Source organism: Morganella sp. BCCO 40_0007 (genome assembly GCF_032989665.1).
GTDB classification, from domain to species: domain Bacteria; phylum Pseudomonadota; class Gammaproteobacteria; order Enterobacterales; family Enterobacteriaceae; genus Morganella; species Morganella sibonii.
Window position 1 is genome coordinate 122,619 of the sequence record NZ_JAVBIN010000008.1, and the last position, 23,178, is coordinate 145,796.

The window sequence follows — 23,178 nt, forward strand, 5'->3', positions numbered from 1 at the left end:
TTATGCAAGAACTGAACCCTGAAGCAAAAAAAGCACTGCAAGGCGCAGTGAATGCGGCGCAGCCAGCCGGAAAACAACCTGGTTTTGTGCTGAGTGACGAAGAGCGCGCCGAAATCGAAGCGGAAAAACACCATTATGAAGATCCGCGTGCCGCCTCTATCGAAGCGCTGAAAATTGTCCAGAAACACCGTGGCTGGGTGGAAGACGGCGCGATTTACGCCATCAGCGATGTGCTGAGTATCCCGGCAAGTGACGTGGAAGGTGTGGCGACATTCTACAGCCAGATCTACCGCCAGCCGGTCGGCCGTCATGTGATCCGTTACTGTGACAGCGTGGTGTGCCACATCACCGGTTACCAGGGGATCAAGGCCGCACTTGAGCGCAAACTGAATATTCAGCCGGGACAGACAACCGCCGACGGCCGCTTTACGCTGCTGCCGACCTGCTGCCTCGGAAACTGTGACAAAGGGCCGACCATGATGGTTGATGAAGATACCCACAGTCACGTGACGCCTGAAGCCATTGAAACGTTACTGGAGCAGTATCCATGACAGTGAAAACGGTTTGCCGTACTGCGGAAACCCATCCTCTCACCTGGCGGTTGCGTGATGACCATCAGCCGGTGTGGCTGGATGAATACCGCAATAAAAACGGTTATGCGGGGGCGGAACGCGCCCTGAAAGGCATGGCACCGGATGAGATCACCGGTCTCGTCAAAGACGCGGGTCTGAAGGGCCGCGGCGGTGCGGGGTTCTCCACGGGTCTGAAGTGGAGCCTGATGCCGAAAGACGAGAGCATGAATATCCGTTACCTGCTGTGTAACGCCGATGAAATGGAGCCTGGCACCTACAAAGACCGGCTTCTGATGGAACAACTGCCGCACCTGCTGGTGGAAGGGATGCTGATCAGCGCCTTTGCCCTGAAAGCATACCGGGGCTATATCTTCCTGCGCGGCGAGTACATTGAGGCAGCGAAACACCTGCGTCATGCCATTGAAGAAGCGAAAGCCGCCGGTCTGCTGGGAAAAAATATCCTCGGCAGCGGGTTTGATTTCGAGCTGTTTGTGCACACCGGTGCCGGGCGTTATATCTGCGGGGAAGAAACCGCACTGATTAACTCCCTGGAAGGCCGCCGCGCCAATCCGCGCTCCAAACCGCCGTTCCCGGCCAGTTCCGGGGTATGGGGAAAACCGACCTGTGTCAACAACGTCGAAACCCTGTGTAACGTGCCGGCGATTCTGGCGCACGGTAAAGAGTGGTACATCGGTCTGAGTGAAGGCAAAAGCACCGATGCCGGGACCAAGCTGATGGGCTTTTCCGGCCGGGTGAAAAATCCGGGTGTCTGGGAACTGCCGTTCGGCACCACTGCCCGCGAGATCCTGGAGGATTACGCCGGGGGTATGCGTGACGGACTGACCTTAAAAGCCTGGCAGCCGGGCGGTGCGGGAACGGACTTCCTTACACAGGATCACCTTGATTTGCCAATGGATTTCGAACATATCGGTAAAGCAGGCAGCCGTCTGGGAACGGCGCTGGCGATGGCGGTGGATAATGAAATCAATATGGTGTCACTGACCCGTAACCTCGAAGAATTTTTTGCCCGTGAATCCTGCGGCTGGTGTACACCGTGCCGTGACGGATTGCCGTGGAGCGTGAAAATTCTGCGCGCAATAGAAAAAGGGGAAGGCCAGCCGGGAGACATTGAGACATTAGAGCAATTATGTCGTTTCCTCGGACCGGGTAAAACCTTCTGCGCACACGCGCCGGGCGCGGTAGAGCCGTTACAGAGTGCGATCAAATATTTCCGTGATGAGTTTGAAGCGGGGATCGTACAGCCGGTTTACGGCAACGTGCAGACCATTGCCGGGATACAGCCGAACCTGCTGAAGCAGCGCTGGTGATCCCTTACGGATTTTTCGTTTAACGCCTGCATAGCAGGCCTTTTGGAAGCATGCTGACTATGGCTACAATACATGTAGACGGCAAAGAATATGAAGTCGACGGGGCGGATAACCTGCTGCATGCCTGTCTTTCGCTCGGACTTGATATTCCCTATTTTTGCTGGCATCCGGCGCTGGGAAGCGTCGGCGCTTGCCGCCAGTGTGCGGTAAAGCAATATCAGAATGCCGATGACACCCGTGGTCGTCTGGTAATGTCATGTATGACACCGGCACAGGACGGCACCTTTATCTCGATTGATGATGAAGAAGCCAGACAGTTCCGGGAAAGTGTGGTGGAGTGGCTGATGACCAACCACCCGCACGATTGTCCTGTCTGTGAAGAGGGCGGTAACTGCCATCTTCAGGATATGACCGTCATGACAGGGCATTCAGTGCGCAAATACCGCTTCACAAAACGTACTCATCAGAATCAGGAGCTGGGGCCGTTTGTTGCACATGAAATGAACCGCTGTATCGCCTGTTACCGTTGTGTCCGTTACTACAAGGATTATGCGGACGGTACGGATTTCGGGGTTTACGGCGCACACGATAACGTGTACTTCGGGCGTCCGGAAAGCGGCACACTGGAAAGTGAATTCTCCGGTAACCTGGTGGAAATCTGCCCGACCGGGGTCTTTACCGATAAAACACACTCTGAACGTTATAACCGCAAATGGGATATGCAGTTTGCACCGAGCGTCTGCCAGCAGTGCAGCGTCGGCTGTAACATCAGCCCGGGCGAGCGTTACGGCGAACTGCGCCGTATCGAAAACCGTTATAACGGTACTATCAACCACTACTTCCTCTGCGATAAAGGCCGCTTCGGTTACGGTTATGTCAACCGTGATGACCGTCCGCGTCAGCCGCAGCAGCGCCGTGGTGATGATTGGCTTACTATTAACGCGGAGCAGGCGGAACGTGCCGCGGCAGATATGCTGTATCACGCGAAACGCACTATCGGTATCGGTTCGCCGCGTGCCAGTGTGGAAAGCAACTTTGCACTGCGTGAACTGGTCGGGGCGGAAAACTTCTTCAGCGGCCTGTCCGCCGGTGAACAGCACCGTCTGGAAATGATGCTGGAAATCTTACAGCAGGGCGGTATCTATACCCCGTCACTGCGTGAGATGGAAAACTATGATGCCGTGCTGGTGCTGGGCGAAGATCTGACCCAGACCGCTGCCCGCGTGGCACTGTCTGTCCGTCAGGCTGTGAAGGGTAAAGCCCGTGAAATGGCTGCCGCTCAGAAAGTGGCAGACTGGCAGATTGCTGCTATCCAGAATATCGGCCAGCGTGCGAAATACCCGCTGTTTGTCACGGCGGCAGATACCACCCGTCTGGCAGATGTGGCGGCACTGCATTACAACGCCCCGGTGGATGATCAGGCGCGTCTGGGTTTTGCGGTCGCCAATATCATTGATAATACGGCACCGGCAGTGACGGATTTACCGGCTGATGTGAAAGCACAGGCGGAAATGATTGCACAGGCACTGAGTGGTGCGAAAAAACCGCTGATTATCAGCGGCAGCAATCCCGGCAGTGATGCATTGATTCAGGCAGCGGCAAACGTAGCCTGGGCACTGAAAGATAAAGGCATTGACGCCGGACTGACCTTTGTCGGTGCGGAAGCCAACAGCTTTGGTGCCGCGATGACGGAAGCACAGCCGCTGGATAAAGCACTGGCTCTGCTGGCAGACGGCAGCGCGGATACCGTGGTGGTGATGGAAAACGACCTTTACCGCCATGCGGATAAAGCCGCCGTTGACCGCGCGCTGGCGGCCGCTGCGAATGTGATTGTGCTGGATCATCAGCGCACTGACATCATGGATAAAGCCTCACTGATCCTTTCCGCCAGTAGTTTTGCGGAAAGTGACGGTACGCTCATCAACCACGAAGGCCGCGCGCAGCGCTTCTTCCAGGTCTATGAGCCATCCTTCTACGACAAATCTATCATTATGCATGAAAGCTGGCGCTGGCTGACGGCGCTGTACAACGACCTGAATGAAAACACCCGTGACTGGTCGCAGCTGGATCATGTAATTGATGCCTGCATTGAACAGATGCCGCACCTGGCCGGTATCAAAGATGCCGCACCGGATGCGTCATTCCGTATCCGCGGGCAGAAACTGGCCCGTGAGCCGCACCGCTACAGCGGGCGTACCGCGATGCTGGCGAATGTCAGTGTTCATGAGCAGCGCCAGCCACAGGATAAAGACACGGCGTTTGCCTTCTCGATGGAAGGGAACAACAGCCCGACAGCACCGCGTCAGCAAATTCCGTTTGCCTGGGCGCCGGGCTGGAACTCACCGCAGGCATGGAACAAATTCCAGGCAGAAGTGGGTGGTCATCTGCGTTTCGGTGATCCGGGTGTGCGTCTGTTCAGCGAAAAAGACGGCGGTATGGATTATTTCAGCACCATCCCGGCTGCATTTGCACCGCAGCAGAATGTCTGGACGGTTGCGCCGTATTATCACCTGTTCGGCAGTGAGGAGTTATCACAGCGCTCACCGGTGATTCAGGAGCGTATGACGGAAAGCTATGTGATGCTGAATGCTCAGGATGCACAGCAGCTGAATGTGGCGGAAGGTCAGATTCTGTCGGTACAGCTGACTGACAGCGCGCTGACACTGCCTGTACGTATCAGCACACAGCTGGCCGCCGGACAAATCGGTCTGCCGCTGGGGATGCCGGGTATTTCACCGGTACTGGCGGGTGCGTCGGTTAATCTGCAGGAGGTGGCACAATGAGCAGCTGGTTTACACCTGAATTAATCGATGTGCTGATTAATATTCTCAAAGCCATTGTGATCCTGCTGGTGGTCGTGACCTGCGGTGCCTTTATGAGCTTCGGGGAACGCCGCCTGCTGGGGCTGTTCCAGAACCGTTACGGGCCGAACCGTGTGGGCTGGGGCGGGTCGCTCCAGCTGGTCGCAGACATGATCAAAATGTTCTTTAAAGAGGACTGGACACCGAAATTCGCTGACCGCTTTATCTTCACCCTGGCACCGATGGTGGCATTTACCTCGCTGCTGCTGGCCTTTGCGATTGTGCCGGTCAGCCCTGACTGGGTGGTGGCGGATCTCAATATCGGGATTCTGTTCTTCCTGATGCTGGCGGGTCTGGCGGTGTATGCCGTGCTGTTCGCGGGCTGGTCGAGTAACAACAAATACTCGCTGCTCGGGGCGATGCGTGCGTCGGCTCAGACGGTCAGTTATGAAGTGTTCCTTGGTCTGTCGGTTCTCGGTGTGGTGGCGCAGGCAGGGTCGTTTAACCTGCTGGATATCGTCAACTCCCAGAGCACGGTATGGAACGTCATTCCGCAGATTTTAGGCTTTATCACTTTTGCGATTGCGGGCGTGGCCGTATGTCACCGTCACCCGTTTGACCAGCCGGAAGCCGAACAGGAATTGGCGGACGGTTATCACATTGAATATTCGGGGATGAAGTTCGGTCTGTTCTTCGTCGGGGAATATATCGGTATCGTGACAGTTTCCGCCCTGATTGTGACGCTGTTCTTCGGGGGCTGGCACGGACCTTTCCTGCCGCCGTTTGTCTGGTTCGCGTTAAAAACCGCTTTCTTTATGATGATGTTTATCCTGATCCGTGCGTCGCTGCCGCGTCCGCGTTATGACCAGGTGATGTCATTCGGCTGGAAAGTGTGTCTGCCGCTGACACTGATAAACCTGCTGGTGACAGCAGCCGTGATCCTGATAGCTCAATAAGGGGTGATTGAACCATGACATTGAAAGAGTTAGTGGTTGGTTTCGCCACCCAGGTACGCAGTATTTGGATGATAGGGCTTCATGCCTTCCATAAACGCGAAACCCAGATGTACCCGGAAGAGCCGGTTTACCTGCCGCCGCGCTACCGCGGCCGGATTGTGCTGACGCGTGACCCGGACGGTGAGGAGCGCTGTGTTGCCTGTAACCTGTGTGCCGCGGTCTGTCCGGTCGGCTGTATCTCTCTGCAAAAGGCAGAACAGGAAGACGGCCGCTGGTATCCGGAATTTTTCCGCATCAACTTCTCACGCTGCATTTTCTGCGGATTATGCGAAGAAGCCTGCCCGACCACTGCAATCCAGTTAACACCGGATTTCGAACTGGGTGAGTTTAAGCGCCAGGATCTGGTGTATGAAAAAGAAGATTTATTAATCTCCGGTCCGGGTAAATATCCTGACTATAACTTCTATCACAAAACCGGGATGGCGGTTGCGGGCAAAGCCAAAGGCGAAGCCGACAATGAAGCCAAGCCGATTGATGTGAAAAGTCTGCTGCCATAAGGGGAGAATAACGATGGAAATTACCTTTTATGTTGCCGGACTGATCGCCATTCTGGCCACACTGTGTGTGATCACACAGACTAACCCGGTGCATGCGCTGCTGTATCTGATCACCTCGCTGCTGGCACTCTCTGCGGTCTTCTTTGCGCTCGGCGCGTATTTCGCCGGGGCACTGGAGATCATCGTCTACGCAGGTGCCATCATGGTGCTGTTCGTGTTTGTGGTGATGATGCTCAACCTCGGGCGGGCGGTTGTTGACCAGGAACGCAAATGGCTGTCCCCGTCTGTCTGGATGGGACCGGGCCTGCTCTCGGCGGTTCTGCTCGGCGTGATGATCTACGGTATCCGCTCACTGAGTGATAACGGTATCGCCGGTGACGTTGTCACTGCGAAACAGGTGGGTATCAGTCTGTTCGGCCCGTATGTTCTGGTGGTTGAGCTTGCCTCTTTCCTGCTGCTGGCGGGTCTGGTGGTGGCATACCACATCGGGCGTGACGAAAAAGCGGGCGGCGATCTTGTCAGTCAGCGCAACACGGAGGAAAAAGTATGATACCTCTGCACCACGGATTAATTCTCGCGGCTGTGCTCTTCATCCTCGGTTTCACCTGTCTGGTGATCCGCCGCAATCTGCTGTTTATGCTGATTGGCCTGGAAGTGATGATTAATGCGGCGGCTCTGGCGTTTGTCGTCGGCGGCAGTTACTGGAACCAGCCGGACGGACAGGTGATGTATATCCTGGCCATCAGTCTGGCGGCGGCTGAAGCGAGTATCGGGCTGGCACTGTTGCTGCAATTGCATCGTCAGCGTCAGGATCTGGATATTGATAAAGTCAGTGAGATGCGCGGATGAACTTACTCTTTTTAACCATTTTGCTGCCGCTGATTGGCTTTCTGTTATTAGCCTTTTCACGCGGCCGCTGGTCAGAAAATGTGTCAGCCACCATCGGCACCGGGTCGGTGGGACTGGCGGCACTCACGGCGCTGTGGGCGGGGATGGATTTCTTCGCTAACGGCGGCGGGGTGTATCAGCAGACACTGTGGACATGGATGGATACCGCTTCCTTCTCCATCCCGGTCACCCTGGTACTGGACGGCCTGTCGCTGACCATGCTGGGTGTGGTCACCGGGGTTGGTTTCCTGATCCACATGTATGCCTCCTGGTATATGCGCGGTGAGGAAGGGTATTCCCGCTTCTTCGCTTATACCAACCTGTTTATCGCCAGTATGGTGATTCTGGTACTGGCCGATAACATGCTGCTGATGTATCTCGGCTGGGAAGGCGTGGGGCTGTGCAGTTATCTGCTGATTGGCTTCTATTACACCAATCCGGCCAACGGTGCGGCAGCGATGAAAGCCTTTATCGTGACCCGTATCGGTGATGTGTTCCTGGCGATCGGCATGTTTATTCTGTGGGATAAACTGGGTACGCTGAGCTTCCGTGAACTGGCGGTTCTGGCTCCGCAGCATATCGCAGCGGGCTCCGACCTGATTTTCTGGGCGACACTGATGATCCTCGGCGGTGCGGTCGGTAAATCCGCGCAGTTACCACTCCAGACCTGGCTTGCGGATGCCATGGCCGGTCCGACACCGGTTTCGGCACTGATCCACGCCGCGACCATGGTAACCGCGGGTGTGTATCTGATTGCCCGTACCCACGAGCTGTTCCTGTTATCTCCGGAAGTGCTGCATTTAGTCGGTGTGGTCGGTGCTGTCACCCTGGTGATGGCCGGTTTTGCCGCACTGGTGCAGACGGATATCAAACGTGTTCTCGCGTACTCCACTATGAGCCAGATTGGTTATATGTTCCTGGCGCTCGGTGTGCAGGCGTGGGATGCGGCGATTTTCCACCTGATGACCCATGCATTCTTCAAAGCCCTGTTATTCCTGGCCTCCGGTTCAGTCATTCTGGCCTGTCACCACGAGCAGAACATCTTTAAGATGGGCGGACTGCGGAAAAAAATTCCGTTTGTCTATCTCTGCTTCCTGGTCGGCGGTGCCGCACTGGCCGCGCTGCCGCTTATCACCGCCGGTTTCTACAGTAAAGATGAAATCCTGTGGGGTGCGGTGGTTCAGGGGCAGAATCCGCTGTTTATCGCCGGTCTGGTCGGTGCCTTTATGACATCGCTCTATACCTTCCGGATGATTTTCATCGTGTTCCACGGTAAAGAGCATACACAGGCACATGCGGTGAAAGGCTTTACGCATACTTTCCCGTTACTGGTGCTGATGGTGTTGTCCACCGCAGCCGGTGCCTTTATCCCGCAGCCGCTGCACGGCGTGTTCCCGGCGGAAACCCTGACCGGTTCTGCTGACGGCAAACTGACCACCGAAATTATCTCCGGTGTGGTTGCTGTGGCGGGGATTGTGCTGGCCGCAATGCTCTGGCTGGGACGCCGCACGCTGGTGACAGCGATCGCGAACTCCGCACCGGGACGTTTCTTCTCGGCCTGGTGGTTCCGCGCGTGGGGCTTTGATGACCTGTATGATGCGATTTTTGTTAAGCCGTTTAAAGCGGTGGGCTGGTTACTGCAAAGTGACCCGCTGAACAGCCTGATGAATCTGCCTGCGCTGTTTGCCCGCTGGAGTAACAAAGGACTGAGCCTGAGTGAAAACGGACAGGTCCGCTGGTATATCGCCTCTATGGGGCTGGGTGCAGTGCTGGTTCTCGCTCTGCTGTTTTTGGTTTAAATAAGGGACACATTGCGCCATGCTATTACCCTGGCTGATTTTACTTCCCTTCATCGGCGGCCTGCTGTGCTGGCAGGCTGAGCGCTTCGGCACAAAGCTGCCGCGCTGGATCGCGCTGCTGGCGATGGGGATTACGTTATTCCTTTCTCTGTATCTGTGGATGCAGGGGAATTACAGCTTAGTTAACCCGAAAGGTCTTCCGGACTGGCAGGAGCAGTATTTCCTGGAGTGGATACCGCGTTTCGGCATTAATATTCATCTGGCTCTGGACGGCCTGTCGCTGCTGATGGTGGTGCTGACCGCGCTGCTCGGTCTGCTGGCTATCCTCTGTTCCTGGGGTGAAAACCAGCCGTATCAGGGCTTCTTCCATCTTAACCTGCTGTGGATACTCGGCGGTGTGATGGGTGTGTTCCTGGCGATGGATCTTTTCCTGTTCTTCTTCTTCTGGGAAATGATGCTGGTGCCGATGTACTTCCTGATCGCACTTTGGGGACACAGCGGTTCTGACGGCAAAACCCGTATCGGGGCGGCAACCAAGTTCTTCATCTATACCCAGGCGAGTGGTCTGGTGATGCTGATTGCCATTATGGCACTGGCGATTGTTCACCAGAACGCCACCGGTCAGTGGAGCTTCGCGTATGAAGATCTGCTGAATACGCCGATGAGCTATGGTGTGCAGTATATGCTGATGCTGGGCTTCTTTATCGCGTTCGCGGTCAAGATGCCGGTGGTGCCGCTGCACGGCTGGCTGCCGGATGCGCACAGTCAGGCACCGACAGCCGGTTCTGTCGACCTGGCGGGGATTCTGCTGAAAACCGCTGCTTATGGTCTGCTGCGTTTCAGTCTGCCGCTGTTCCCGGAAGCCTCTGCGGACTTCACACCAATCGCCATGTGGCTGGGTGTCGTGGGTATCTTCTACGGCGCGTGGATGGCCTTCAAACAGACGGATATCAAGCGTCTTATCGCCTACACCAGTGTCTCACATATGGGTTTTGTGCTGATTGCGATTTACTCGGCGAGTATGCTGGCGTATCAGGGCGCGGTGATGCAGATGATCGCACACGGTCTGTCCGCGGCGGGTCTGTTTATTCTGTGCGGTCAGTTATATGAGCGCCTCGGTACCCGTGATATGCGGCAGATGGGCGGTCTGTGGAAGCGGATTAAGTTCCTGCCTGCGCTGTCACTGTTCTTTGCGGTGGCGACGCTCGGGATGCCGGGCACTGGTAACTTCGTCGGTGAATTCATGATCCTGTTCGGCAGCTTCGGCAGCTACACCCTGATCACTGTGATTTCCTCGGCGGGTCTGGTGTTTGCCTCCGTCTACGCGCTGTGGATGATGCAGCAGGCGTATTACGGCGCACCGAAGTCTGAAGAGCCTATCGCCGGTATGAATCTGCGTGAATTTTCCATCGTGATGCTGCTGGTGGTCTTACTGGTGATTCTGGGTGTTTACCCGCAGCCGGTACTGGACACCTCATCAGCGGCGATGGCAAATATTCAGCAGTGGTACACTGCTTCAATTTCAAATACAGGGTTGTAACGCGCCATGACAATAACTCCTCAACAACTGATCGCACTCTCACCACTGCTAATTATCGGGTTGACAGTGGTGGTTGTGATGCTGTCCATTGCGTGGCGACGCGATCACTTTATTAATGCCACACTGACAGTCGTTGGTCTGAACCTTGCGCTGCTGTCCCTTTACTTTGTCGGGCAGCAGCAGCCGATGGATGTGACACCGCTGGTACACATCGACGGCTACAGCATGTTTTATACCGGGCTTATCCTGATTTCATCGCTGGCCACCACGACCTTTGCCTATTCGTGGCTGGAGACCTATCCGGATAACAAAGAAGAGTTCTATCTGCTGGTACTGATTGCCACGCTCGGCGGTATTCTGCTGTCGGGGGCGGATCACCTGGCGTCCTTCTTTATCGGCATTGAACTGCTGACGCTGCCGCTGTTCGGACTGATCGGTTATGCCTTCCGTCAGAAACGCTCACTGGAAGCGTCCATCAAATATATGCTGATGTCTGCGGCGGCCTCGTCTTTCCTGCTGTTCGGGATGGCGCTGCTGTACGCGGAATCCGGTGACTTATCATTTGAAGGATTAGGCCGCAGTCTGGCAGACAGTCAGATTCATCAGCCGCTGGTACTGACCGGGCTGGGCATGATGATTGTCGGTATCGGCTTTAAACTGTCACTGTTTCCGTTCCAGTTATGGACACCGGATGTGTATCAGGGAGCACCGGCACCGGTTTCCACTTTCCTGGCGACGGCCAGCAAGATCGGGATTTTTGCGGCAGTGCTGCGTCTGCTGGTACTGGCACCGATGGCGGATTCCGGAACATTGCAGATTGTCCTGACGGTGATTGCGATTGCCTCTATCCTGTTCGGTAACCTGATGGCGATCACCCAGAACAGCATCAAACGGATGCTGGGGTATTCGTCTATTGCTCACCTCGGGTATCTGCTGGTGGCCTTTATCGCGGTGAATGATCCGAAACTGGCGGAAGAGACTGCCGGAATCTACCTGGCCGGTTATCTGTTTGCCAGCCTCGGTGCGTTCGGTGTGGTCAGTCTGATGTCCAGTCCGTACACCGGACCGGATGCGGATTCCCTGCATGCTTATCGTGGCCTGTTCTGGCGTAAGCCGGTGCTGGCAGCCGTAATGACTGTGATGATGCTGTCACTGGCCGGAATACCGATGACGTTCGGTTTTATCGGTAAATTCTATGTGGTGGCAACCGCCGTGAATGCCGAACTGTGGTGGCTGACGGCTGCTGTGGTGCTCGGCAGCGCAATCGGTCTTTACTACTATCTGCGTATGATGATCAGTCTGTATATCCGCGGTTCGGAATCACCGGCACGTATGGCGCCGTCCAACTGGGCGATGAGTGCAGGCGGTATTGTGGTGCTGCTCTCCGCGATTATCGTGTTTGTGCTCGGTGTCTGGCCGCAGCCGTTTATCACACTGACCGGATACGCGGTACTGAGTTACTGATAGCCGTTCTGACAGAAAAACCGGGCCGCAGTCAGCCCGGTTTTTTTATGCCATCCCGATAAATGCCGAAAAATAGCGTCGGTGCGCCAGGATAACCGTATCCAGGCCGGGCAGCGGGGTACTCTGACTGAAATAAGGTTCATACTGCCGGACATTTTGCAGCCAGAATAACAGCACCGCACTGATCAGGTTGTTAAACTTCCTCAGTTTTGGCAGCAATGCCAGTGCATTGTTGATTTCCTGCATATGATCCTGTGATTGTTTCAGGTCTTTTTTCAGATTACGGATAAGTTTACTGAGGTCATAGATCCGCTGGCTGAGTGTTGTCCGGGTTTCCACCAGCTGAACATAACTCAGACCTTCGGTTAATGAGTTAATCACTGCTGAAATAACCCGCTGCAATTCATCCATAATAAACCGCTCTGATGAGGATAGTTCGACATCTTTCAGCTGCTCGGCGGTCGGCAGTGTGGTTGTACCGAAGATAGATTGTAATCCGCGCTGATGAATAATCTCTTCAGACTGAATAACGACAGTCAGCTTCTCTTCCCAATAGAGTTTATCGCTGCTGAATTTATCAATATCCGGCAGCGCATTGCTGATTGCTTTGTCCAGACAGGACTGATGGTGTAATAATCCGCCCTGCAACAGCGGAATAGCGGTGGAATCAAATTCAGTATTAAACAGGGTATTGATACGGTTCACTGAGTGATAAATCATATTTATCTGGCAGGTTAAGAAATCATAAATTTGTTTCTCATGAGGAAGTACCTGAGTATTTATACCTGCATCAGAAGAAAGTGTGCTGAATAAATTTTCCAGGTCAAAATTATGAAGCTGGGAATAGATAACGGCAGATTCAGCGGAAATCATGCTCAGAATTCTGTTTTGCCATTTTTTTATATCACGGATCTGAAAATGCAAATCTGCTGCGGGCAGGGATAATGTTTCCGCGTTATTGCTGATATCATGACTTCCGGCTCTCATCTGTGCCAGGGTAATATGTTCAGGGTTAATGTCAGAATGTGTCATATTTATTTCCTTATCATGCGGCCAGATTTGCGGTATCAAAAATAGCAATAAGTTCTTTTGCATAACCACGAACCCGCTGCCAGGGGAGGGTGATTTTTTTCAGCTGCAATGAAAACTGTAAAAGGCTGTATGCATCATTTATCTGCATAAAGGTATTCAGCGATTCACTGATTTCAGTCAGCATGACCTGCCACATAAAATCCAGATGGTCGAGCGCAACATGCGCATCAGCAAAATAACCGTCCAGCGTACTGAGTTCTTTATCCAGTTTAATAATCAGTTTTTGTATGTTTTGCTGAGTGATAATTTGTTCTTCCAGCTCCGCCACCTCCTCAATCATTTTATTTTTCCGCCGTCTGACCTGTTCGGCACGGTAGCCGAAAATACCCCCGGTGATGAGAAGCCCGATGATCCCGCCGACAAGGCCGGAGAAGGAGAGCTTAACGAACTGGTTGTACTCCCGCTTCAGGATCTCAATCTCATCTCTTCTGACTCTGATTTCTGCCTGCAATTCAGACGTGGCATCGCTGCTCTGATTTTTTAACAGTATTTTTTGTTTCCGTTTCACTTCATAAATCAGTGACGGAATTTCATTGCCGGAATCATCCAGACCCCCGATCAGTTCCAGCCGGAACCGGGCGATAATACTTTTTACCCGTTGTGTTTTTTTTCTTTCCTCCGCGATATCATCCCGCATAGTGGTTAATATTTTTGTCAGTTCACCGGAAATAATCTGATCCTGCCTTTTGTAAAAAATGTTTTTCAGATTTTCCGGCGGCGTGTCCTGCATGACGATTTTTGCCTGATTAATGATCGGCATTTCGTTTATCGCATTCAGAATATAATTTCCGGTTGTCGTGATACCGGCACCGGCAATTTCAAGATCAATCGCCTGCTGCTTGGTCATGGATTCAACATGTTCCCAGCTCAGTGCATGCTGATGAATATGGGAAAACAAACGCTGAATATTATGCGGCTCAAATCCCGGCAGTTCAGTATCGCGGTAGCCGATAAATTCAATGACATCTTCCGTTTCTTTGGGCAGTGTCATTCCGTAATGGATATAACGTTTGATATGAACCAAATCATTATGTGTAAAGATGCCTGCGGGCCGGAAAGTATCTTCCTCTTCATTCAGAAGTAACTTTAATGTGGCGGTACCTATTTCATCAGCGGTAATAATCCGGTCAGCCGGCATGGTTTGTGTATGCATAAATATCTCCCTGTCATGAGATACATAACCCGGTGGTTAATGGGGCCGAAAAAGTATCGGTTTCAGCATTAATTGCTTAAAATACACAGTAGTGACAAGGATAAAAAAGAAGGGTGGTTTTAATAATTTTTGTCTCACCGTATAATCACGATGACCCGCGCATTTTGCATATCCGGAGCAAGCAGTGACTCTTTTTTCTGATTTTATTTCTCAGGTCTGTACTGAAATAACGCATAACAAAAATAAACCCGATGGTATTTATCAGTATGCGGTGACATTACCGCCGTCACTGGCGGATGCATTACCGCAGTCAGCCCTGACCGGCTGGCTGAGCGCACAAACCTGCCGGCCGCAGTTTTACTGGCAGCACCGCGACGGAACGGAAACCGCGGCAGTGTGCGGGGAAGTGTGCCGTTTTACCCATATCAGCGATGCCCAGGCACTGCTGGATACCTTACCGGCTGACAGCCAAATCCGGATCTGGGGGCTGAACAGCTGGCAGTTTGATACACCGTCCCCGGCGCGGGGCACCGGTGGCAGCTACCTGTTTGTTCCCCGTGCAGAGCTGCGTCAGACCGGCAGCGGGACACAATTTCTGGTGAATATTGACGGCAGCCGCCCGCCGGAAGAGACACTGACATTTCTGCGATCGCTGGTCTGGCAGGTAACCCCCCCGGTGCTGAACAGCACAGTTATCAGTGCCCGCCACTCTCCGGATGAAGCCGGATGGACACAACTGGTCACGGATGCGGTGACGGCCATCAGCGGCGGACAGATGGAAAAAGTGGTCACCGCCCGCAAAACCTCGCTGGCACTATCTGCGCCTGTCTCACCGGCGGCCTTTATGCAGGCCAGCTGTGACTGTAATCACCACTGTTATCACTATATGCTGGTCACCGGCCAGGATAGTGCGTTTGTGGCTTCACCACCGGAACGGCTCTATTTCAGGGCGGGTGCGCAGTTATATACCGAAGCACTGGCAGGAACCGTGGCCAATTACCCGGAAGATGAGCGTGCGGCAGAAGCCGCGCAGTGGCTTCTTTCTGATAAAAAGAATGTGCATGAAAACAGTGTGGTGGTTGATGATATTTGTCAGCGCCTGAAAGGCGCGGTCAGCACACTAGATGTGAGTGCGGCGGCGGTTATCCGTCTGCGCAAAGTTCAGCATCTTTACCGTGTTATTTCTGCCACGTTATATGCCCCCCGTGACAGCGATTGTTTACAGCGGCTTCAGCCGACTGCTGCCGTTGCCGGTCTGCCGCGCAGTGCCGCGATGACATTTTTACGGGATAACGAACCGTTTGACCGCGACTGGTATGCAGGCAGCGGCGGTTATTGCAGCCCGTCCCGCAGTGAATTTGCGGTTTCTCTGCGCTGTGCGAAAATCAGCGGCAGCCGGGTGGATTTATATGCCGGCGCGGGTATTGTTGCCGGTTCTGATCCGCAGGCGGAGTGGAGCGAAATTGAAAATAAAGCAGCAGGTCTGAGAACATTGCTGGAGAGCGATACACACTGATTGTGCCATTTTCTGCTTGCCGGGACAGAAATCGTGAAATAACCCACCGGTTTATTGAACTACATTAAAGTATTTCCTGAGTCAGTCCGTAGACTACGGAAAACTACAGGTCAGGAAAGGTGAGCTATGTCAAACAGTGCATTGAACCGTCGCTGGGCGGAGGTGATTTTGGAGGCGCTCAGCCGTCACGGGCTGCGTCATATCTGTATCGCACCGGGTTCCCGGTCAACACCCCTGACACTGGCCGCCGCCGCCAATGACAAGTTTGTCTGTCACACCCATTTTGATGAGCGCGGACTTGCGCATCTGGCGCTGGGGCTGGCAAAAAGCACCCGGCTGCCGGTGGCGGTGATTGTCACCTCCGGTACGGCTGTGGCAAACCTGTATCCGGCGCTGATTGAAGCCGGACTGACCGGTGAGCGTCTTATTTTTCTGACCGCGGATCGTCCGCCGGAACTGATAGACTGCGGCGCTAACCAGGCTATCCGCCAGCCCGGTATTTTTTCATCCCATCCGTTTGCTGCGCTGACACTGCCGCGCCCGGTGTTTGATATCCCGGCATCCTGGCTGGTTTCTTCCCTCGATGACATTATGAACCGTCTGCATCACGGCGCGGCGCATATCAACTGTCCGTTTGCCGAACCGCTGTATGACGATGACGGACAAACCGGCAAAGACTGGCAGGCACAGCTCGGTAACTGGTGGCAGAGTGATAAGCCCTGGTTACAGCAGACCCGCTGTACCTCTGTGATCAGCGTGGATGACTGGTTTTTCTGGCGGCAGAAAAAAGGGGTGATTATCGCCGGGCGCATGCAGGCCGCGGAAGGAAAACAGTTACGCCAGTGGGCGGAATGCCTCGGCTGGCCGCTGATCAGTGATGTGCTTTCCCAGACAGGGCAATTGTTGCCGCATGCGGATCTCTGGCTGGCATCCCCGCGTTACCGTGAGGTTCTGGCACAGGCGGATGTGGTGATCCAGTTCGGATCAAGCCTGACGGGCAAACGGCTGTTGCAGTGGCAGGCCGCCTGTACCCCGCCGGAATACTGGATTGTGGATACTATCCCGGGACGGCTGGACCCGGCGCATCACCGGGGCCGCAAATTTGAATGCAGTGTCAGCGAATGGCTGGATGACCATCCGGCTCAGATGCGTACACCGTGGGCTCCGCAGCTGACGGAATGGACACAGACACTGACCGCACAGGTGACAGAAACCCTGGGTGACGGCTGGGGTGAGGCGCAGATTGCCTGCCGCCTGCCGGAACTGCTGCCGCCGCAGGGGGTGTTATTTGCCGGTAACAGTCTGATTGTCCGCCTGATTGATGCCTTTGCTCAGCTGCCGTGCGGCTATCCGGTGTACAGTAACCGGGGGGCGAGCGGTATCGACGGGCTGATTTCCACGGCCGCCGGTGTTCAGCGCGGCAGTGCCAAACCGGCACTCGCTGTCGTCGGGGACATCTCCGCGCTGTATGATCTCAACAGTCTGGCGCTGCTGCGCTATACCTCCGGGCCGTTTGTGCTGCTGATCGTCAATAACAACGGCGGACAAATTTTCTCCATGCTGCCGACACCCGAACAGGAGCGTCAGCGCTTCTACTGTATGCCGCAGTCGGTCAGTTTTGCCGGTGCCGCACAGATGTTCGGCCTCAGCTACAGTGCCCCGCAGGACTGGCCGTCACTGAAAGCGGCGGTCAGCAAAGCCTGGTCACAGCACTCTGCCACGGTTATTGAAGTGGTGACAAACGGCGATGAGGGGGCAAAATACCTTCAGCAACTGGTACGTGAGGCCGCACAATGACGGTTCTGGCGGCACAGCGCTGTAACGCTGACCGGCCCGGCCAGTGGCTGGTCTGGCTGCACGGTCTGTGGGGCAATAAAGAAGAGTGGCTTCCGGCGGCAGAGGCGGCCGGACATTATCCCTCATTACTGATTGATTTACCGGGCCACGGCGGCTCGCAATCCATCCGCGCAAAAACCTTTCCGCATGTCACTCAGCTGATCACCGCTACCCTTGCTGAACATCAGATTCAGGACTACTGGCTGATTGGCTACTCGCTCGGCGGGCGTCTGGCGATGTATCACGCCGCATACGGCAACCCGGACGGATTGCGCGGGCTGATTATTGAAGCCGGGAATCCCGGCCTTAACACGCTTGAAGAGCGAAATGCACGGTTGCTGCACGATAACCGGCAGGCACAACAGTTACGTGAACGCCCGCTGGCGTCGTTCCTGTATGACTGGTATCGTCAGGGCGTTTTTGCTGATCTCAATGAGGTTCAGCGGCAGCAGCGGGTGGAACAGCATCTGCATCATAACGCCTTTGCGGTTGCGGACATGCTCTCGGACACTTCCCTCGGGCACCAGCCGCAACTGGCGGAAAAACTGCACGCCCTGAATCTGCCGCTGCTCTATCTCTGCGGTGAACGGGACAGCAAATTCCGCGCCATTGCAGAGGCACACCATTTTCCGTTACGGACTATCCGATATGCCGGGCATAACGCCCATCAGGCTAATCCCGCCGCGTTTGCGGAGGCAGTCCGGACATTTTTATCATTACATTCTGTTTAAGGAACTCACCGCTATGATGTATCCGAGCGAAGAAAAGCTCTCTGCCCCGGTTGAATGGGTCGACTGCACCGGCGATTATCAGGATATTCTGTTTCATAAATCAAAAGACGGTATCGCCAAAATCACCATTAACCGTCCGCAGGTGCGCAACGCGTTCCGTCCGTTAACGGTGAAAGAGATGATCAGCGCACTGGCGAATGCCCGTTATGATGACGGCATCGGCACCATTATTTTTACCGGACAGGGCGAAAAAGCGTTCTGTGCGGGCGGTGACCAGAAGATCCGCGGTGATTACGGCGGCTACCGTGATGACAGCGGCACTCATCATCTGAATGTCCTCGATTTACAGCGCGATATCCGCACCTGTCCGAAGCCGGTTGTGGCCATGGTTGCCGGTTACGCTATCGGCGGCGGTCATGTGCTGCACATGATCTGTGACCTGACCATTGCGGCGGATAATGCAGTATTCGGTCAGACCGGGCCGAAAGTCGGTTCGTTTGACGGCGGCTGGGGTGCTTCTTATATGGCGCGGATTGTCGGCCAGAAAAAAGCCCGTGAAATCTGGTTCCTGTGCCGTCAGTACAATGCACAGGAAGCGCTGGATATGGGACTGGTCAATACCGTCGTGCCTTACGCGGATCTGGAAAAAGAAACCGTACGCTGGTGTCGTGAGATGCTGGAAAACAGCCCGATGGCACTGCGCTGTCTGAAAGCAGCACTCAATGCGGATTGTGACGGTCAGTCCGGTTTACAGGAGCTGGCGGGTAATGCCACCATGCTGTTCTACATGACCGAAGAAGGTCAGGAAGGGCGTAACGCATTCAACGAAAAACGCTCACCGGATTTCTCTAAATTCAAACGTAACCCGTAATGCGCCACGCCACACTGTACAGTTTCAGCCTGCCGATGGAGGCAGGCGTTATTCTGCGTAATCAGCGCCTGAAAACCCGCGACGGACTGCTGGTCTGTCTGCGGGAGGATGGCCGTGAAGGATGGGGGGAAATCTCCCCGCTGCCGGAATTCAGCCATGAAACGCTTGCGGAAGCACAGCAGGCGGCAGAGCAGTGGATTGCTGCCTGGTGTCAGGGCGGCATACCGGCGGAAAGCCCGCTGCCGTCAGCGGCGTTCGGCCTGAGTTGTGCGCTCGCCGAGCTGGACGGCACACTGCCGCAGATGCTCAACACCCGTAAAGCACCACTCTGTACCGGTGACCCGGATGATTTGATCCTTGCACTCGATGCCATGGATGGTGAGAAAATCGCTAAAGTGAAAGTCGGGTTGTATGAGGCGGTCCGGGACGGGATGGTGGTAAACCTGCTGCTGGAGGCGGTGCCGGATCTGCGTCTGCGTCTGGATGCCAACCGCAGCTGGACCCGCGCCAAAGCGGACGGTTTTGCAAAATATGTGGCACCGGAACACCGTGTCCGGATCGATTTCCTGGAAGAGCCGTGCAAAACACCGGAAGAATCACTGCGTTATGCACAGGATACCGGGATTGCGATCGCCTGGGATGAGTCTGTCCGTGAGCCGGGGTTTACGGTAAAAGCAGAGCCCGGCGTGGCAGCGATTGTTATCAAACCCACACTGACAGGCAGTATCGCCCGCTGTCGTGAACTGATTACGGCGGCACACCGGGAAGGATTGCAGGCAGTGATCAGCTCTTCGCTGGAAAGCAGTTTTGGCCTGACGCAACTGGCCCGTCTTGCGGGGCACCTGACCCCGGATACTCTGCCGGGACTGGACACGCTCTCCCTGATGCAATCACAACTGGTCCGGCCGTGGCCGGGCAGCACGCTGACACTGATAACCGCAGATCAACTCACTCAGACAGGACAATGGTAATGACGGCTGCACAATGGCCGTGGGTTGCACATGCGCAGCAGACGCCGGATAAAACGGCGCTGCGCTGTGCGGACTCATCGCTGACATGGACAGAACTGACGAACCGGATCGATGCCCGCGCCGCCGGTTTTTATCAGCAGGGATTGCGGGAAAGTAACTGCGTGGTGCTGCGCGGCAAAAACAGCACAGAACTGGTTATCGACTTTCTGGCCTTGCTGCGCTGCGGGGCGGTGACGCTGACACTCAATCCTGCGCTGCCGCGTGAGCTGCAGGCAGAATTGGTCACGTCACTGGATGCGGATTTTTTGTGCGACCTGAGTGACGGCACCGTGGTACTGCCGCTGAAAACCCTTGATCCGTCCGTAAACGGTGCGCAGACACCGGAAGTGATCCCGCATCCGAAACGGCTGGCAACACTGATACTGACATCCGGCTCCACCGGACTGCCGAAAGCGATTGCCCATCGTCCGGTGGCGCATTTTGCGGCGGCGCAGGGCGTGGTATCACTGCTGAATTATCAGGCGGGTGACAGCTGGCTGTTATCGCTGCCGCTGTATCATGTCTCCGGACAGGGGATTCTCTGGCGCTGGCTGTTACAGGGCGGGGAAATGGTGGTACGGGCAGACGGTGAAACACTGGAAGAATCACTGAGCGGATGTACTCATGCGTCCCTGGTACCGACACAACTCTGGCGTCTGCTGCAATCACCGGAAACCCTGCCGCCGCTGCGTGATGTTCTGCTCGGCGGAGCGGCTATCCCCGTTGCACTGACGGAAGCTGCGGAAGCCAGGGGTATCCGCTGCTGGTGCGGTTACGGCATGACAGAATTTGCCTCGACGGTCTGTGCCAAACGGGCGGACGGCAAGCCGGGGGTCGGAAATCCGCTGTCCGGTAAAGACATCCGCACAGATGAACAGCAGCAGATCCTGATCAAAGGTGATAGTTTTGCCGCCGGTGTCTGGCTGAACGGTGCACTGCATACACTGCTTTCTTATGACGGCTGGTATCCGACCGGCGACAAAGGTCATATGGAGGAGGGGGAACTGGTGATCGACGGACGGCTGGATAATCTTTTCTGCTGCGGCGGTGAGAACGTACAGCCGGAAGTGACAGAAAAACAGCTGATGCATTATCCGCTGATCACGGAATGTCTGGTGGTGCCCGTCAGCAGTGACGAGTTCGGTGCTGTCCCGGTGTATCTCATCCGTGATTATGATGACTGGACAGAGGAACAGCGTCAGCATTTCAGTGAGTGGTGTCAGGCGGAACTGCCTGCGTTTATGCGTCCGGCGGCCTGTTATGCATTACCGGAAACGGATGCGGGCAATGGCATAAAACGCACCCGTGCACCGCTGATCCGGATGGCGCAGGATCGTTTTCATACGCGCTGAGTTCATATAAAAAAACCGCTGCGGTCACTGACGGCAGCGGTTTTGTCATGTTATCACACGATTATTTTTTCAGTTTCGCGATGGCAGCTTCCACACCGGCACCGTACTCCGGATGCACCTGTTTAAACAGGGCTATCTGGCGTGCCTGAGTTGCTTCTGCGGCCTGTACCAGTTCACCGGCGATACGGGTAAACATGCGCTGATGCTCGGCATCACTGAGCAGTTCATACAGTGCGCGCGGCTGGCTGAAGTAATCGGTATCTTCGCGGTGGTTCCAGTGGTCGGCGGCACCGTCGACAGACAGCGGCGGCTCGCTGAAATCAGGCTGTTCCTGAAAAAGACCGGCACTGTTCGGCTCGTAAGTTTCAGTATTACCGCTGTTACCGTCGATACGCATTGCACCGTCACGGTGATAATTGTGGAACGGACAGCGGGGTTTATTCACCGGGATCTGATGGTGGTTAACACCTAAGCGGTAGCGGTGAGCATCGCCGTAGGAGAACAGACGCCCCTGCAACATTTTGTCCGGAGAGAATCCAATGCCGGGAACGACGTTGGCCGGGCTGAATGCCGCCTGTTCCACATCGGAGAAATAGTTTTCCGGGTTACGGTTCAGCTCAAAATAACCGACATCCATCAGCGGATAATCCGCATGCGGCCACACTTTGGTCAGATCAAACGGGTTGTACGGAACTTTTGCCGCTTCAGCTTCCGGCATCACCTGAATTTGCAGGTTCCAGCGCGGATAATCCCCTTTTTCAATCGCATTGAACAGGTCACGCTGTGAACTTTCACGATCTTTCCCGATTAACTGTTCTGCCTCATCATCCATCAGGTTGGCAATACCCTGCTGGCAGCGGAAGTGGAATTTTACCCAGAAACGCTCATTGTTGCCGCTGATAAAGCTGTAAGTATGGCTGCCGAAGCCGTGCATATTGCGGTAGCTCTGCGGCAGACCACGGTCACTGACATCAATCGTCAGCTGGTGGAGGGATTCAGGTAGATGAGAAAAGAAATCCCACTTATATGCCATATTGCGCAGGTTAGTGCGCGGGTCACGTTTTACAACGTGGTTCAGATCCGGGAATTTCAGCGGGTCACGCAGGTAGAACACCGGGGTGTTGTTACCGACCATATCCCAGTTACCTTCCTCGGTATAAAACTTCAGGGCAAAACCGCGGATATCCCGCTCCGCATCTGCCGCACCGCGCTCACCGGCAACGGTGGAGAAACGGGCAAACATGTCGGTTTTTTTGCCGACCTGAGAGAAAATTTTTGCACGGGTATAACGGGTAATATCATGGGTAACCGTAAATGTACCGAATGCACCGGAGCCTTTGGCGTGCATACGGCGCTCAGGGATCACTTCCCGGTCAAAATGTGCCAGTTTTTCCAGGAACCAGACATCCTGTAACAGCATCGGACCGCGTTTTCCGGCAGTCATGACATTATTGTTATCAACGACGGGTGCGCCCGCGGCCGTTGTTAATCCTTTCTTCTTCATCACATATCTCCAGTCGGTAAAGGAAAAAAGCGCTGATATGCAGAATTTGGCGCGATGTGCAAAATCAGCATGTTAAGTCATAAGCTGTATTGTGCATTGTTGTTTTTATCTGAATGTATGACTTGGTATAGAATATAGCACTGTCATAAAAAGAATGCGTCGATTTGATGAATTGGCGTGACCTATTGATTGTATATATAGATAACTT

The 23,178-nt window shown here is 54.6% G+C and carries 19 protein-coding genes; 16 read left to right on the forward strand and 3 right to left on the reverse strand.

All coding sequences use genetic code 11. The annotated features are described in order from the left end of the window. The first annotated feature begins 2 nt into the window (after window positions 1-2). The 10 genes from nuoE to nuoN are packed head-to-tail and all read left to right on the forward strand — an operon-like array spanning window position 3 to window position 11,905. Window positions 3-551, forward strand: coding sequence for an NADH-quinone oxidoreductase subunit NuoE (gene nuoE / locus R5268_RS11415; RefSeq protein ID WP_317419363.1), 549 nt, complete (start codon window positions 3-5; stop codon window positions 549-551). Beyond that, window positions 548-1,900, forward strand: a complete 1,353-nt coding sequence (gene nuoF, locus R5268_RS11420; protein WP_317419364.1) for an NADH-quinone oxidoreductase subunit NuoF — start codon at window positions 548-550, stop codon at window positions 1,898-1,900. Before nuoE ends, nuoF begins: the two co-directional genes overlap by 4 nt. A gap of 50 nt (window positions 1,901-1,950) precedes the next feature. After that, window positions 1,951-4,683: an NADH-quinone oxidoreductase subunit NuoG gene (gene nuoG / locus R5268_RS11425; protein WP_317419365.1), complete on the forward strand. Its 2,733-nt coding sequence runs from the start codon at window positions 1,951-1,953 to the stop codon at window positions 4,681-4,683. Continuing rightward, on the forward strand, window positions 4,680-5,657 hold the full coding sequence (nuoH, locus tag R5268_RS11430; protein WP_107678884.1) for an NADH-quinone oxidoreductase subunit NuoH: 978 nt from the start codon (window positions 4,680-4,682) through the stop codon (window positions 5,655-5,657). The genes nuoG and nuoH overlap by 4 nt, the downstream gene beginning before the upstream one ends. Window positions 5,658-5,671: 14 nt before the next feature. Beyond that, on the forward strand, window positions 5,672-6,214 hold the full coding sequence (gene nuoI / locus R5268_RS11435) for an NADH-quinone oxidoreductase subunit NuoI (protein WP_046893306.1): 543 nt from the start codon (window positions 5,672-5,674) through the stop codon (window positions 6,212-6,214). A 13-nt stretch (window positions 6,215-6,227) separates the two neighbouring features. Beyond that, on the forward strand, window positions 6,228-6,764 hold the full coding sequence (gene nuoJ, locus R5268_RS11440; protein ID WP_107678883.1) for an NADH-quinone oxidoreductase subunit J: 537 nt from the start codon (window positions 6,228-6,230) through the stop codon (window positions 6,762-6,764). Then, window positions 6,761-7,063: an NADH-quinone oxidoreductase subunit NuoK gene (nuoK, locus tag R5268_RS11445; RefSeq protein WP_004235168.1), complete on the forward strand. Its 303-nt coding sequence runs from the start codon at window positions 6,761-6,763 to the stop codon at window positions 7,061-7,063. Before nuoJ ends, nuoK begins: the two co-directional genes overlap by 4 nt. After that, window positions 7,060-8,901: an NADH-quinone oxidoreductase subunit L gene (nuoL, locus tag R5268_RS11450; protein ID WP_182106736.1), complete on the forward strand. Its 1,842-nt coding sequence runs from the start codon at window positions 7,060-7,062 to the stop codon at window positions 8,899-8,901. The genes nuoK and nuoL overlap by 4 nt, the downstream gene beginning before the upstream one ends. 19 nt (window positions 8,902-8,920) lie before the next feature. Then, window positions 8,921-10,441, forward strand: coding sequence for an NADH-quinone oxidoreductase subunit M (gene nuoM / locus R5268_RS11455; RefSeq protein ID WP_052927037.1), 1,521 nt, complete (start codon window positions 8,921-8,923; stop codon window positions 10,439-10,441). A 6-nt stretch (window positions 10,442-10,447) separates the two neighbouring features. Continuing rightward, window positions 10,448-11,905: an NADH-quinone oxidoreductase subunit NuoN gene (gene nuoN, locus R5268_RS11460; RefSeq protein WP_107678882.1), complete on the forward strand. Its 1,458-nt coding sequence runs from the start codon at window positions 10,448-10,450 to the stop codon at window positions 11,903-11,905. Between the two features lie 45 nt (window positions 11,906-11,950). Here nuoN and R5268_RS11465 read toward each other — a convergent pair whose 3' ends face one another. Beyond that, on the reverse strand, window positions 11,951-12,937 hold the full coding sequence (locus R5268_RS11465; protein WP_317419366.1) for an alpha-xenorhabdolysin family binary toxin subunit B: 987 nt from the start codon (window positions 12,935-12,937) through the stop codon (window positions 11,951-11,953). Between the two features lie 13 nt (window positions 12,938-12,950). Next, window positions 12,951-14,150 (reverse strand): alpha-xenorhabdolysin family binary toxin subunit A, encoded by a 1,200-nt coding sequence (locus R5268_RS11470; RefSeq protein WP_317419367.1) that lies wholly within the window; start codon window positions 14,148-14,150, stop codon window positions 12,951-12,953. 184 nt (window positions 14,151-14,334) lie between these two features. Between R5268_RS11470 and R5268_RS11475 the strand changes: the two genes are divergently transcribed. From R5268_RS11475 to menE, 6 genes are all read left to right on the forward strand, one after another. After that, complete coding sequence (locus tag R5268_RS11475; RefSeq protein ID WP_317419368.1) at window positions 14,335-15,666, forward strand: isochorismate synthase; 1,332 nt, start codon at window positions 14,335-14,337, stop codon at window positions 15,664-15,666. Between the two features lie 126 nt (window positions 15,667-15,792). Next, window positions 15,793-17,463 carry a 2-succinyl-5-enolpyruvyl-6-hydroxy-3-cyclohexene-1-carboxylic-acid synthase gene (gene menD, locus R5268_RS11480; RefSeq protein ID WP_317419369.1) on the forward strand — a complete coding sequence of 557 codons (1,671 nt, stop codon included), beginning with the start codon at window positions 15,793-15,795 and terminating at the stop codon, window positions 17,461-17,463. Further along, a complete protein-coding gene (gene menH, locus R5268_RS11485; protein ID WP_317419370.1) occupies window positions 17,460-18,233 on the forward strand; it encodes a 2-succinyl-6-hydroxy-2,4-cyclohexadiene-1-carboxylate synthase in 774 nt (257 codons plus the stop codon). Before menD ends, menH begins: the two co-directional genes overlap by 4 nt. A 13-nt stretch (window positions 18,234-18,246) precedes the next feature. After that, the gene (gene menB / locus R5268_RS11490) at window positions 18,247-19,104 is read left to right on the forward strand and encodes a 1,4-dihydroxy-2-naphthoyl-CoA synthase (protein ID WP_004235182.1); all 858 of its coding nucleotides are present in this window, start codon (window positions 18,247-18,249) and stop codon (window positions 19,102-19,104) included. Beyond that, window positions 19,104-20,075: an o-succinylbenzoate synthase gene (gene menC, locus R5268_RS11495; RefSeq protein WP_317419371.1), complete on the forward strand. Its 972-nt coding sequence runs from the start codon at window positions 19,104-19,106 to the stop codon at window positions 20,073-20,075. The genes menB and menC overlap by 1 nt, the downstream gene beginning before the upstream one ends. Next, complete coding sequence (gene menE, locus R5268_RS11500) at window positions 20,075-21,466, forward strand: o-succinylbenzoate--CoA ligase (RefSeq protein ID WP_317419372.1); 1,392 nt, start codon at window positions 20,075-20,077, stop codon at window positions 21,464-21,466. Before menC ends, menE begins: the two co-directional genes overlap by 1 nt. Window positions 21,467-21,527: 61 nt before the next feature. Here the strand turns inward: menE and R5268_RS11505 are convergent, their stop codons facing one another. After that, window positions 21,528-22,970 carry a catalase gene (locus tag R5268_RS11505; protein ID WP_317419373.1) on the reverse strand — a complete coding sequence of 481 codons (1,443 nt, stop codon included), beginning with the start codon at window positions 22,968-22,970 and terminating at the stop codon, window positions 21,528-21,530. Between the last annotated feature and the right edge of the window lie 208 nt (window positions 22,971-23,178).